Annotated in this window: 11 protein-coding genes; 6 read left to right on the top strand and 5 right to left on the bottom strand. The window is 55.2% G+C overall.

What is annotated here, in order from left to right; all coding sequences use genetic code 11:
- Positions 1–147: 147 nt before the first annotated feature.
- The 5 genes from poxB to MUN82_RS00650 all read right to left on the bottom strand — a co-directional run bounded on the left by poxB (position 148) and on the right by MUN82_RS00650 (position 6,326).
- On the bottom strand, positions 148–1,884 hold the full coding sequence (gene poxB / locus MUN82_RS00670) for a ubiquinone-dependent pyruvate dehydrogenase (protein ID WP_245093945.1): 1,737 nt from the start codon (positions 1,882–1,884) through the stop codon (positions 148–150).
- A 112-nt stretch (positions 1,885–1,996) separates the two neighbouring features.
- Positions 1,997–2,464, bottom strand: a complete 468-nt coding sequence (locus MUN82_RS00665) for a hypothetical protein (RefSeq protein ID WP_245093943.1) — start codon at positions 2,462–2,464, stop codon at positions 1,997–1,999.
- Positions 2,465–2,655: 191 nt separating this feature from the next.
- Positions 2,656–4,284, bottom strand: a complete 1,629-nt coding sequence (locus MUN82_RS00660; protein ID WP_245093941.1) for an acyl-CoA carboxylase subunit beta — start codon at positions 4,282–4,284, stop codon at positions 2,656–2,658.
- Between the two features lie 180 nt (positions 4,285–4,464).
- The gene (locus MUN82_RS00655; RefSeq protein ID WP_245093939.1) at positions 4,465–5,505 is read right to left on the bottom strand and encodes an MlaD family protein; all 1,041 of its coding nucleotides are present in this window, start codon (positions 5,503–5,505) and stop codon (positions 4,465–4,467) included.
- Positions 5,506–5,564: 59 nt separating this feature from the next.
- Entirely contained in the window at positions 5,565–6,326 is a 762-nt protein-coding gene (locus tag MUN82_RS00650; protein ID WP_245097625.1) for an N-acetylmuramoyl-L-alanine amidase family protein, read from the bottom strand.
- Between the two features lie 145 nt (positions 6,327–6,471).
- On the opposite strand from MUN82_RS00650, the gene MUN82_RS00645 reads away from it, so the two are divergent.
- From MUN82_RS00645 to rimM, 6 genes are all read left to right on the top strand, one after another.
- Positions 6,472–9,438 (top strand): putative LPS assembly protein LptD, encoded by a 2,967-nt coding sequence (locus MUN82_RS00645; protein WP_245093937.1) that lies wholly within the window; start codon positions 6,472–6,474, stop codon positions 9,436–9,438.
- Between the two features lie 195 nt (positions 9,439–9,633).
- Positions 9,634–10,449: a 3-methyl-2-oxobutanoate hydroxymethyltransferase gene (panB, locus tag MUN82_RS00640; RefSeq protein WP_245093936.1), complete on the top strand. Its 816-nt coding sequence runs from the start codon at positions 9,634–9,636 to the stop codon at positions 10,447–10,449.
- Between the two features lie 106 nt (positions 10,450–10,555).
- Positions 10,556–11,263 (top strand): RluA family pseudouridine synthase, encoded by a 708-nt coding sequence (locus MUN82_RS00635; RefSeq protein ID WP_245093935.1) that lies wholly within the window; start codon positions 10,556–10,558, stop codon positions 11,261–11,263.
- Between the two features lie 316 nt (positions 11,264–11,579).
- Positions 11,580–12,338: an acyl-CoA desaturase gene (locus MUN82_RS00630; protein ID WP_245093934.1), complete on the top strand. Its 759-nt coding sequence runs from the start codon at positions 11,580–11,582 to the stop codon at positions 12,336–12,338.
- A gap of 194 nt (positions 12,339–12,532) precedes the next feature.
- Positions 12,533–13,075, top strand: a complete 543-nt coding sequence (locus MUN82_RS00625; protein WP_245093933.1) for a 30S ribosomal protein S16 — start codon at positions 12,533–12,535, stop codon at positions 13,073–13,075.
- 110 nt (positions 13,076–13,185) lie between these two features.
- Positions 13,186–13,725, top strand: coding sequence for a ribosome maturation factor RimM (gene rimM / locus MUN82_RS00620; protein WP_245093932.1), 540 nt, complete (start codon positions 13,186–13,188; stop codon positions 13,723–13,725).
- Positions 13,726–13,807: the final 82 nt, after the last annotated feature.

Genomic DNA, 13,807 nt, shown 5'->3' with positions numbered 1-13,807 from the left:
CCGGTTTGATGCCTCGCACCAAACCGGCTACTTTCAACACCGCTAACTACGGCAAATGTTCATTTAAAAGCTATTGACGCGTCATTTTTGACTAAGTAGGCCGTCATTCCTTGGTAAGCTCGGAATGATGGTCTGCTCTACCCTATTTTACAATCCCAGCAAGTTCAGGTTGTCCTTTGCCAGGTCCAGTATTTCGTTGCCGCGGCCGCTCATTACGGCTTTCAGGGCGTAGAGGCTGAAACCTTTGGCCTGTTCTAGCTCAATAGTAGGCGGCATGGATAGCTCGGCGCGTTTCACAATTGCGTCAATCACCACCGGACCGGGGTGGGCAAAGGCTTCTGCCAGAGAAGCATGCAAGTCGGCGGGGTCCGCTACACGTATGCCCCGGATGCCTACGCTTTCAGCCAACATCGCAAAATTGGGATTATCGAGGGTCGTCTCGAAAGGCAACAGGCCGGCTTCTTTCATCTCCAACTCCACAAAGCCCAAAGAACTATTGTTGTAGATAACGAGCTTCACAGGCAAATTCAACTGCTTCAGCGTCAGTAGGTCGCCGAGTAACATGGCAAAACCTCCGTCGCCGGCCAGGGCTACTACCTGCCGGTTGGGGTAGACCAGCTGCGCCCCGATGGCCTGGGGCATGGCATTGGCCATACTGCCGTGGTTGAACGAGCCCAGCAAACGCCGCTGACCGTTCATAGCAAGGTAGCGGGCGGCCCACACGGTAGGCGTGCCCACATCACAAGTGAAGACGGCATCCTCTGCGGCCAGTTCGTTGATCAGCTTGGTGAGGTACTGCGGATGCATGGAGTCGTCGCCGGGCTTGCCAATGGCTAGCTCGTCTAGGTTCTCGCGCGAGTCTTTGTAGTTGGCCAGGGCCTTATCCAGGTGAGCCCGCTCAGTTTTAGCCACTAGGTGGGGTAGCAATTGCCGGATGGTTTCGCCCACGTCGCCGGCTAGCCCAATGTCTACCCGCGTACGGCGGCCAATGTGCTCGGCGCGGCAGTCCACCTGAATAGTTTTCGACTCGTGCGGCAGGAACTGCGTGTAGGGGAAATCGGTGCCCAGCATCAGCAGCACATCGGCGTCCATGATAGCGTGGTACCCCGAAGCAAAGCCCAGCAGGCCGGTCATCCCCACATCGAACGGGTTATCATACTCAATGTACTCCTTGCCGCGCAGAGCGTGCACCATGGGCGCTTTCAGCGCGCTGGCTATCTGCATGAGTTCAGCATGCGCTTTCGCACAGCCGGCCCCAGCCAAAATGGTTATTTTCTCTGCCCCGTTCAGCATGGTAGCGGCATCGGCTATATCAGCGTCCGAAGGGCGCAGGGTAGCGGAGCGATGCCGGGCGGGTAGGCGCGGCTCGGGCGCCTCTACCTCCATCTCCGACACGTCGCCGGGCAGTACGATTACGGCCACGCCGCGCTTCACCAAAGCCGTCTGGATGGCGCTTTCTATAACGCGCACGGCGTGTTCGGGAGTAGAAATCAGCTCGCAATAGTCGCTGCACTCCTGGAATAAACGCTCCGGGTGGGTTTCCTGGAAATACTGCGTCCCAATTTCTGCACTCGGAATCTGGGAGGCAATGGCCAGCACCGGCACGCGGCTGCGGTGGCAGTCGTAGAGGCCATTGATGAGGTGGGTGTTGCCGGGGCCACAGCTACCAGCGCACACGGCCAGTTCCTGCGTAAGGTGGGCTTCGGCGCCAGCCGCAAAAGCGCCGGCTTCTTCGTGTCGCACGTGCACCCAGCCAATGCCCTCGCGCTGCCGGATAACGTCCGTCACGCCGTTGAGCGAGTCGCCTACTACGCCGTACACGCGCTGTACGCCAGCTGCCAGCAGTGTATCAATCAGTATTTCGGATACTTTCTTCTTCGCCATCGTCTTCAGTTCTCGTTTCGAAGACTATACGCGAAGTGCGGGTGTAGGGGCGTACAAGAATAGTAGTTGTATAATTTGCCACCCCTACCCTTTCCTAGCTGTTAAGAAGCGCCTACCCCAGCAACCCAGCCAAGCCCTTCACATTCAGGCGGGCGAATTTGCGCACGCGCTCAAACGTATCCATCGTGGTAGCCAGTTCTTCGTCTTCGGGTAGCTTGGTAGGCACGTGCGTGCTCAGTAGCGCAAATACACTGGCAGCAATATCCAGGTAGCCCAGCAGCAGCAGGTACAATTGCTTCTTCTCGTCTTCGGTGTATGATTTGGTGCGGATGGCTTTTACCAGCGTGCCGAGTTGGGTGGTTTCGTCAGTGTATAGGTCGCGCAGGGCACGGCGGGCCTGTTGGTAATCGGCTTGCTGCTCCTCTGTGGCCGCGTGTAGTGCAAACGGGAAAGCCTCAACGAATGAAGTAGCGGCCAGAAAGGATTTCTCCGCACTGTACACGGCCGCTAAGTGTTTTTGCAGGCTGACCCACAGGCCGGCGCGGGCTTTTTCGAAAGCAGAAGGAGTTTGTTCGCTCACAGAGGGTAGGGCTGAATGAATGGTAAAGGTAGGAACGGAGATAGAATCAGTTAAGCGAAACCTGACGTCTCATTAGAAACGCTTAAACTACTTCTACCTCTTTAGTCCTTTCAGTTTAGCAAATAAGGCACGAGCCTAGGTGTCGTTCAGTCCGTCTGAACGATTGAGTGACACAATTTGACAAGCTGGACTTACACCTGAATTACGCCCACATTATACGCTCGCTCAATCGGCGCGTGATTCGCAGCCGCAATGCCTTGGGAAATGACCTTACGCGTTTCCAACGGGTCGATAATGGCATCCACCCACAGCCGCGCCGCGGCGTAGTAGGGTGAGAGTTGCTCGTCGTAGCGGGCCTTGATGGTGTCGAGGAGGTCCTTTTCGGCTTCGGGCGTTATTTCCTGGCCCTTAGCTTTCAGAGAGGCTACCTGGATTTGCAGGAGCGTGTTGGCGGCGGCAGCGCCGCTCATTACAGCTAATTGGGCGGTGGGCCAAGCTACAATTAGGCGTGGGTCGTAGGCTTTGCCGCACATGGCATAGTTGCCGGCGCCGTAGCTGTTGCCTACCACCACCGAGAACTTCGGCACCACCGAGTTAGCCATGGCATTCACCATCTTCGCGCCGTCCTTAATGATGCCCCCCTGCTCGCTCTGGCTGCCTACCATAAAGCCCGACACGTCGTGCAGGAACACCAGCGGAATCCGTTTCTGGTTGCAGTTCATGATAAAACGAGCGGCTTTGTCGGCCGAGTCGGAATAGATGACGCCGCCCATCTGCATACCCGTCTTCTTCGACTTCACGATTTTGCGCTGGTTGGCCACAATGCCCACCGCCCAGCCATCGATGCGGGCTAGGCCACAGATGAGCGTTTGGCCGTAGAGGTCCTTGTAGGGCTCAAACTCTGAGCTATCCACCAGCCGATGGATGATGTCCATCATATCGTAGGGCTTGGCGCGGTCGGCGGGTAGCAGGCCGTAGAGCTCCTGCGGATTCGCTTGCGGCGCGGCCGGCGCGGCGCGGTTGAAGCCCGCCGTGGGCGTGTCGCCCAGCTTGTCGAAGATGCTGCGGATATGGTCGAGGCATTCCTCATCCGTGGCAAACTTATAATCTGTGACGCCCGAAATTTCGGAGTGCGTGGTGGCGCCGCCCAGCGTTTCGTTGTCGATGGTTTCGCCAATGGCTGATTTCACGAGGTAGGAGCCAGCCAGAAACACCGAGCCGGTACCCTCCACAATCATGGCCTCATCGCTCATAATAGGCAGGTAGGCCCCGCCCGCCACGCACGGCCCCATGATGGCCGAAAGCTGCACAATGCCCATCGACGACATCACGGCATTGTTGCGAAAAATGCGGCCGAAGTGCTCCTTATCCGGAAAAATCTCGTCCTGCATCGGCAAATACACCCCCGCCGAATCAACCAGATAGATAATGGGTAAGCGGTTTTCTATACTGATTTCCTGCGCCCGCAGGTTCTTCTTGGCCGTGATGGGAAACCACGCGCCCGCCTTCACGGTCGCATCGTTGGCCACTACCACGCACTGCCTACCCTGCACGTACCCGAGCACTACCACTACCCCACCGCTGGGGCATCCGCCTTCGTCGGCATACATGCCTTCGCCGGCAAACGCGCCTACCTCCACCGTTTCGGCATCCTTGTCGAGCAGGTAGGCTATCCGCTCGCGGGCCGTGAGCTTGCCCTTGGCCTTGTGCGCAGCTATGCGTTTTTCTCCGCCGCCCAGCGCTACTTTTTGCAGGCGCTGGCGCAATTGAAACGTGAGCTGTTTGAGGTGGTCTTCGTTTTTATTGAATTCGAGGTCCATAGTGGGTGGGGGTAGGGTGGCGGCAAGATGGTGAGATGGTGCAGGTGTGAGTTAAAGAACGCGTGTCATCCTGAGCGTGCTTTAACTCACACCTGCACCATCTCACTAATCACACAAAACAAGAAATCCGCCTTGACGGGCGGATTTCAAAACTATTAAAATAACTGACCAGACGATTGTCTACTGGCCGGCAGGTGGCGTGGTGGCAGGCTCTACCAAGTTGCTGGAGGTGCTTTTCACTCGCTTTGTATCGACTTCCACCTCGCCGTTCGGCTTCTTGGTTACTTCCTTTTTCACCTTGTCTTTGCCACCGCCAAACACCGAGAAGTGCACGTAGCGCTTCGGGTTAGCCTGAAAATCGGTGAGCAGGGAGTTGGTGCTAGCGGCCGTGGCGTTGAGGTTGTTGTAGAGCGAGTCGTCGTTCATCAGCTTGTTGAGCGAGCCTTGCTGATTGGCCAAGCCCTCATTCAGGGTAGTCATGGCGGTTTGGGCTTCGGTCATGGTGGCGTTGAGCTTGCGCATGGTAGGGCCGATGGGCGCTTGTTTCAAGGAGTCGCTGAGCTGGCCGAAGTTGGCCGCAATACGGTCGAATTTTTGGCTGGTCACGGCCAAGTCGCGGGTGAGGCGGGCCATATTGGTGGTGATCTGGTTGATGTTGCGCTGGTTCATCAGCAGCAGATTCTTAAACGCTTCCGATGAGCCCTGCGCGTTCAACAGCGTTTGTTGCAGGCTCAGACGAGCATCTTTGCTCAGGAAGCTGTTCACCTTGATTAAAGTAGAATCGACGGTGCCGAGCACGGGTAGGGCTTTGGCTTGGAAAGCGTCTGTGATACTGGCTACGGTATAGGAGCGCAGCTCCTCGCCACCATCATATATCTTGGAGTTCTTACCCAGGAATAGCGTGATGGTTTTGCTACCCAGTAAGGAACCCGATAGGCTGGCGGTGGTAGAGTCGCCCACCACTACGTCTTTGGCTAATTCCAACGACACTTTCACGCGGTTGTGCTCACTCGGCAGCAACTCCATCTGCTTCACCTGCCCTACCTTGATACCATTGAGCACCACCGGGTTGCCCACGGCCAAGCCGTCTACATTGTCATATTTGGCGTAGTACGTGCGGTCTGAAGAAAGCAGGTTGGAGCCTTTCAGAAAATTGAAGCCAATAATTAGAATTGCTATGGCCACTATACCCAGCAACGCTACTTTTATTTCTTTTGACACGTTTGGTCAGACTAAAAGATGAGATAATAAGGCACTGGGAAGCCAAAAAAGCGGATGTGTTATCCTTCATTGGTGCTTTCCAACTCGTTGCGATACGTGCGGAAAGCGCGGTATATTCCCGAGGCCATATACGACTGCCCCGATTTATCGTTGAGGTATTGTTCTTCGTTGCGGTTAGTTAAGAAGCCTAGCTCTATCAGAACCGAGGGCATGGCCGTTTTCCAGAGCACCAAAAAGCCTGCTTGCTTCACGCCGCGTGAGTGGCGCTGCACACGATTTTTGAACTCTGCATCAATGTGTTGCGCAAAGCGCAGGCTGTTTACCATATAGGCACTCTGGAAGAGCGAGAACAGAATATGGCTCTGCGGTGAGCGGGGGTCGAACCCATTGTACCGTTCCTTATAATCGTCTTCCTGCAGAATAACGGCGTTTTCACGCTTGGCTACGGCCAGGTTGGCGTCGGTTTTGTGCGGCCCCATCGTCCAGACCTCTGTGCCGTAGGCCACCGACGGCCCCGAGTTGCAGTGCACCGAAATAAATAGGTCGGCATTGTGCTTGTTGGCAATGCCGGCGCGGTCGGCCAGTTCCACAAATACATCGGTTTTGCGGGTATACACCACTTTCACATCGGGCATATTCTGCTCAATCAGGCGGCCCAGCTCCAGCACGGTTTGCAGGGCTACCTGGGCCTCGCGGGCAGTAGCCCCGGCACAGCCTCTATCTTTGCCCCCATGCCCGGCATCAAGCACTACGGTTCTGATCCGGTACTTTTGGGGTGGTTGTTCGGGCGTAGGCGCCGCCACACCCGGCGCAATGGTCACCGACGATCCGGCAAAAAACACCAGCACGGCGGTGCAGACAATGACAATATTCCGCACAGTTTTCGTTAGTTGGAGCAGCTACCCGCTACCTTTGTAAGCAGCCACAAAATAAACGAATTAAAACTACGTGGCCCGGACCATCCCCTTGTCTACCGTATTCTTTTTACGCTTTATCCGGCAGCTATTGCCTTCCACTATCCTGCTGCTACTCTTATGGGTAGGGGCAGCCGGGCACGCGTTGGCTCAGACTAATAAGCGTCCGCAAAGCACGGCCGTACCACCCAACGCCGACGTGCGGCCCGGCCGCATTATTCGGCCTACTGCCAACGACACGGCCCGTACCGTCTCGCTGCAACCCGTACCCGACTCCGTGCGCGTGGCCGACTCGCTGCGGCTGGCGGCCCGGCCCAAAGGCCCCATTCAAACCACCGTAAAGTACGCAGCGAAAGACTCCATCGAGTTCGACATCGACGCTAAAGTTGCCAAGCTTTACGACAAGGCTACGGTTGATTACGGCGACATGTCGCTGAAAGCAGCTATCATCACCGTTGATTACAGCAAAAATCTGATGTCGGCCGTGGGGGTGCCCGATTCTACGGGGCGTACGCAGGGGCAGCCGTTGTTCAAACAGGGCGCTACCACCTACCAAGCAGGCAAAATCGATTACAACTTTAAAACCCGCAAAGGCAAAATCGGGGAGGTAGTAACCCAGCAGGGCGAGGGGTTTGTGCACGCTGAGGTGGTCAAGAAAAATGATCTGGATGAGATATACGGCCGCAACGGCCGCTATACTACCTGTAACTTGGCCGTGCCACACTTTCACATCAATGCCACCAAGATGAAGGTGATACCAGGCCAGAAGGTGGTTACGGGTCCATTTAACCTGGTTATTGGTGGTATCCCTACCCCTATTGGCCTACCGTTTGGCTACTTCCCTACCCCGCGCAAGGGTAGAGCGTCGGGTCTCATTATCCCTACCTTCGGGCAGAGCGCTGACCGGGGCTTTTTCCTGCGCAACGGGGGATACTACTGGGTACCCAACCAGAACATCGGCGTGCGCTTCACCGGCGACGTGTACTCCGGCAATGCCGAGACCTTCGGCGGCTTCCGTGGGCAGGCCGAAGCGCAATATACCAAACGCTATGCCTACTCCGGCCTGTTCAGCTTCAGCTACGACCAGCGCCCCACGCAGCGCATTCTGAACACGGGAGGTATATCCCTGGAGAACACCGCGGGACGGGTATATACGCCCCGCACGTTCTGGCTAAGCTGGTCGCATACACCGGTGGCGCGGCCCGGTGGCGGACGGTTCTCGGCCAGCGTGCAAGCGGGTAGCAACAACTACAACCGCCAAAACAACTTCAACGCCCGCAACTACCTCACCCCGGCGTTCAGCTCCAACATCACCTACTCCAAGCAACTGCGCTACCTGCCCATCAACTATTCCATTCAGGCCAGCCAAAGTCAGAATACCACTACTGGCACCATGGACTTCACCCTACCCGACGTGACGGTAGGCGTAGCTCGTCAGTACTTGTATAGCCTGTTTGGGCTGGAGCCGAAAGGAAATTTCTACGAGCAGTTTGCGGTGGCCTATACCCTCACGGCCCGCAACCAAATCAGCAATTCTATTCCGTCGCGGGTATTGGAAGGCGGAGCTATACCGCTCATCGGTGGCACCAACACTTCCCAGATTCTACCCGTTAAGCTCTCCAACATCAATACGCTGCTGCGCAATGCGCAAACCGGCATTCAGCACCAGTTCCAGATTTCGCTGGGCAGCTACACGGCCGATCAGTTTTTTGGTGGCCTCCTCGACCGGGTAGCCTTCCTCAAGTATCTGACCGTGCAGCCTTCTGTCAACTATGGCGAAACGTGGTACTTCAAACGCCTGGATTACAGCTACGTAGAAGAAGCCCGTGCCGTGCGCATTGATACCGTAACGGGTTTCAATCGAGTGTATAACTATTCAGGCGGCGTGAACCTGGGTACCAACCTCTATGGTATCTACCAGATTAAAGGCAAGAAAATCGAGGCTATTCGCCACAAGATTACGCCTAGCCTGAACTACCAGTACTCCCCTAACTTCGCCGCAAACGATGCCTACTTCACACTGCTGAACACGGGTACGTTGGTGAACTCGCAGGGCCTGTTGTATAACCAATTTGCAAGGGATGCGAATGGGCAACCGAGAAGAGACCGAAGCGGCAATCTGATTCCACGTGATCCAGATGTTCTTGTTAATCAACTGGCACTGTCTCGCTACAACGGCTTTGCCTACGGTGTACCCAGCGGCACGCGCACCAGCGCTCTGACCTTTTCCCTTCAGAACTCCCTGGAAATGAAGGTACGCGACAACCAGGATACTACCGGCACTACCCCGTTTAAAAAGTTAAGCCTGATTGATGGCTTCGACTTCAGCACCGGCTACAACTTCGCAGTAGACTCGCTGAACTTCGCGCCTATCACCGCCACGTTCCGCACCCAGGTGGCGCGTAAGCTCAACATTCTGATCAATGGCAACTTCGTAGTGTATCAGCGCGACTCTACGGGCAGGCTGATCGACCGCTATTTGTTCGATCAGCCCAAGCGCCGGCTGGCCCGCCTTACCACGGCGGCAGTGCAGCTGTCTTACCAATTCAACCCAGCCACTGGAAACAAAAAATCTACCGTGCCGCGCACGGTGGCCCCTACCAACGACCCTATGCTGGGCTCTCCCATCCCGGTGAATCCGTACGAGGACTATGTGGATTTCACTCTACCTTGGGAGTTGAGCACCAGTTTCACGGCCAGCTATGTAGACCCCGGCACCCGCGCTACCAACCTCTTCTACACACGTCCGGCACCGCTGACAGCTATGGCACTTAGCCTGAGCGGCTCGGTGAAGCTCACCGACAACCTCCGCTTGGGCTACAGTACGGGCTACGATTTCAAGAATAGTACGGTCACGTTCACTTCGCTCGATTTCTCGCGTGATTTGCACTGCTGGCAGATTACCGGCAACTGGCGTCCCTTCGGCTACACGCAGGGCTATTTCGTGACGATTGCGGCCAAATCGGCGCTGCTACAAAGCCTGAAGCTGAACCGCAACAAGACTTTCCTCAACAACTAAAAGTAGAGTTGTTGCCCTAGACATTTCTACCCGGAAAGCGGTTGAGTAAGGGAGAAAGATATGCAGGTGAAGCCCGACTCCTATTTTTTTTGGAGCTTTGGGCCGCGTTTGGGTAGCCCCACTAGGCGGGTATGACGCATCTTTTCTCAGTACTTCCCCAAAAACTCAGTTCCCAAGACCCTCAGTCCCCCGAAAATGTCTCAACACAAAGAGGTGAAGCTCGTAACCACGCATCAACTGCTGGCGATGAAGCAGCGCGGCGAGAAAATTTCGATGCTTACGGCCTACGATTTTTCGATGGCTTCTATTCTAGACGGCGCCGGCATTGACGTATTGTTGGTGGGCGACTCAGCGTCTAACGTCATGGCTGGCCACGAGACAACCCTCCCCATCACCCTAGATCAGATGATCTACCACGCGCAGTCGGTGGTGCGGGCGGTGAAGCGGGCTTTAGTGGTGGTAGACCTACCGTTTGGCTCCTACCAGGGTAATTCGTCGGAGGCGTTGCGCTCGGCTATCCGCATCATGAAGGAATCGGGCGGGCACGGTATCAAGCTGGAGGGCGGCGCCGAAATCAAGGATAGCATCACGCGTATTCTCACAGCAGGCATTCCGGTAATGGGTCATCTGGGTCTTACCCCGCAAAGTATTTATAAATTTGGTACCTACTCAGTGCGAGCCAAGGAAGAAGCCGAAGCCCAGAAACTAATAGAAGATGCGCTCCTGCTCCAGGAAATTGGCTGCTTTGCGGTAGTATTGGAAAAGATTCCTTCGAAGCTGGCCAAGCAAGTAGCCGAGCAACTCACCATCCCCGTAATTGGCATTGGTGCCGGTCCCGATGTAGACGGCCAAGTATTGGTGGTACACGATATGTTGGGCATCAACAAAGAGTTTAAGCCCCGCTTCCTGCGACGCTACGCTGAGCTACACGAAATTATGAGCGAGGCCGTGCGCCACTACGTGCAAGACGTGAAAAATCGCGACTTCCCTACCCAAGAAGAAGCATATTGATTTCATTACTAATGAAGAATTAAGAATTGATAAATAAGTGAAGGCTTGCGCTAATGCAGACAACGCCAATTTTTATTTATTGATTACTAATTATTAATTCCAAAAAGTGAATCGTCCGAATATTTGGGCCGAGGGCCGCGAAATCCTGTTTGAGGACAATCATCTACTGATTATCAATAAACCTGCTGGCCTATTGGTACAGGGCGACGCCACCGGCGATGAGCCGCTGTCGGCCAAGGCCGAGGAGTATCTGCGGTTCAAATACAAGAAGCCGGGCGCTGCCTTTATTGGCGTAGCACACCGCCTCGACCGGCCCGTGAGTGGCGTAGTGGCTCTGGCCAAAACCAGCAAAGCCCTAAGCCGCCTCAATGAAATGTTTCGGGACAACAAGGTGCACAAAACCTACTGGGCGCTGATAGGCAAAGCCCCTGAAGAGTTGGCAGGGCATCTAACGCACTGGCTGGTAAAAGACCCCATCCGCAACGTCACCAAAGCCTACCCTAAGCTGCACCCCCAGGGTCAAAAATCGGAACTGGACTACCAGGTGCTGGGCCAGGCCGGCACGCGCTGGCTGGTGCAGGTCAACCCTATTACTGGGCGCCCCCATCAAATCCGGACCCAACTGAGCACGGGCCTGGGCACGCCCATCGTGGGCGACGTGAAGTACGGCTTCCTGGCTCCCCTACCCGACGTGAGCATTGCGCTACACGCCCGGCAGTTGGAGTTTAACCACCCCGTCACCAAAGAAGCCATGTGCTTCCGGGCTCCCCTACCCGACGTGGCGCACTGGGAGGCCGCCCAAGCCTATTTGTAAAAACGTAGCGGAAAGCTGTAACCATCTGTTATCCTGAACGCAGTGAAGGGCCTTATCACGCCAGAACGAGCCGTTGTGACGTGATAAGGCCCTTCACTGCGTTTAGGATAACAGATGGTTACATCACCCAAGACCCTACACATTATCATTCCATTGCTTCACCTTTTAATAACATTTTGGCCTTTTGGCTGGGATTATTGAACGACGCGCGCTCTGGCCGTAGGTTTGTGAAGTGAATGTGAACTTAATGCAGCCCGTTCGGTTTGTGCGGGCAACTCATCTCGATTTTTCACGGCGTTTCTAACTGTTCTGATCCATGCCGATCCTCATTTTTTTCGTTGCCCACTATTATCTGTCGCTGTTCACGCAGACGTTTTACCTGCACCGGTACGCGGCTCACAAGATGTTCACGATGAACAAGTTTTGGGAGAAATTCTTCTTCCTGTTCACGTATATCTGCCAGGGGTCGTCGTTCTTGTCGCCGCGGGCCTATGCATTGCTGCACCGCATGCACCACGCCTTCTCCGACACAGAGCTGGACCCGCACTCGCCGCTGTACTCGTCGAATGCCTTCACGATGATGTGGAAAACAAAGAATATTTATAACGACGTGCTTAACCGCAATTATGAGTTGGCGGAGCGCTTTGAGGGTGACTATCCCGAGTGGAGCCTGATCGAGAAAATTGGTGACTCCTGGATGTCGCGTCTGGGCTGGGGCACGGCCTACGTGCTGTTTTACATCAATTTTGCTACAGCCTGGTGGATGTACTTGCTCCTACCCCTCCACTTCCTGATGGGCCCGCTGCACGGTGCCATTGTGAACTGGGGCGGCCACAAATACGGCTACCAAAATTTCGACAACCACGACCACTCCAAGAATACGTTGGCCCTGGATTTTCTGGCTTTCGGTGAGTTGTTTCAGAACAACCACCACAAGCTGCCCATGCGTGTCAACTTCGGCGTGAAGTGGTGGGAGTTTGACCCTACCTATATGTTCATCTGGACGCTGGACAAAGCCCGCATCATTAAAATCAAGCGCAAAGCACCCAAAGCCAAGATGCGCGTAGCGGCTTAAACCGCTGTATTACTATCAAAAGAAAAAGGCTGTTACCGAGATGGTAGCAGCCTTTTTCTTTTGGCTTGATTCCGAGCACGCAACAGCCCAAAATCTATTTCGGCGCAATCCTTTTAATCTGCAAAATCTGTGATTACCTTTGCGCCTCACTTTCAACCAGACGCACGAGATGCGTCGCTTAACCAACCCGGTTTATGGCAGTTAAAATTCGCCTCGCCCGCCGTGGCCGCAAAAAGGCCGCTCAGTTTGACATTGTAGTAGCCGATGCCCGCGCCCCTCGCGACGGCCGTTTCATCGAGAAACTCGGTACCTACGACCCCAATACCAACCCTGCCAGCATCAACTTCGACGGCGACAAAGCTTTCGATTGGATCATGAAGGGCGCTCAGCCTACCGATACGGTTCGGGCTATGCTCTCCTACCGTGGTGTGCTCTACCGCAAGCACCTGCAACTTGGCGTTATCAAAGGCGCTATCTCGCAAGAAACTGCCGACCAGCGCTACAACGAGTGGATGGAGCAAAAGAACGCCAAAATCGAAGACAAGCGCACAAGCCTGGGCACTGCTCAAGCCGAGAAGCGTCAGGCACAACTGGCTGCTGAAACCAAAGTACGCGAAGCACGCGCTGAGGCTATCCGTCAGCGCCAGGCTGCTGCCGCTGCCGCCGCTGCTCCTGCTGCCGAGGCGACAGAAAGCACCGAGGCTGCTGCCGAAACCACAGAAGAAGCTGGCGCTTAGTTGCTTGCTGCCACGTAGGTAAAGTCGGAAGGCTTGGAAGAAGGTAACGACGGGCTTGCCCGCGTGGCCTACCTTCCAAGCCTTCCGCTTTTACGTTTAGCCATTTTTGTATGAATCTTGACGAATATTATCAGCTGGGCACGGTGGTGAAGCCCCACGGCCTCCGTGGCATGGTAGTGGCGTTTCTGGACGTAGACGATGTGAGCGATTATCGTAAGCTGAAGACGGTATGGCTGGCCCTACCCGCTACACCCAATCAGCCTCAGGAATATGCCGTAGAGCGTGTGCAGCCCCAAACGGCCGACCGGGTGCTGCTGAAGCTGAAAGGCGTGGAGCGGGTAGAAGATGCCGAGCCCCTTCGCAACGCCGTACTTTATCGCCCTTTGGCCGATTTGCCTCAACTAGCAGAAGATCAGTTCTACTTCCACGATGTAATTGGCTACACAGTAGTAGATGAAAATCTAGGCGAGTTGGGCATTGTGGAGGCCTTCTACGAGCTTCCGCAGCAGGATGTGATGGCCATGCGCTACAAAGAGCAGGAAGTGCTTATCCCAGTGGCTGATGAGCTCATTTCCCGTGCCGACCAAGCTACCAAGAAGCTCTACGTAACTCTACCCGAAGGTCTGCTCGATATTTATCTGGGCTCTTAAGCTCAGCGGGCAGCGAAGGGCTATTCACTTCTTCTGCGGATGACAGCGGATAGCCTCCGTTAAACGCCACGTTACTATCACT

The organism is Hymenobacter aerilatus (genome assembly GCF_022921095.1).
Lineage (GTDB): Bacteria > Bacteroidota > Bacteroidia > Cytophagales > Hymenobacteraceae > Hymenobacter > Hymenobacter aerilatus.
This window is presented reverse-complemented; position numbering and strand designations above follow the sequence as displayed.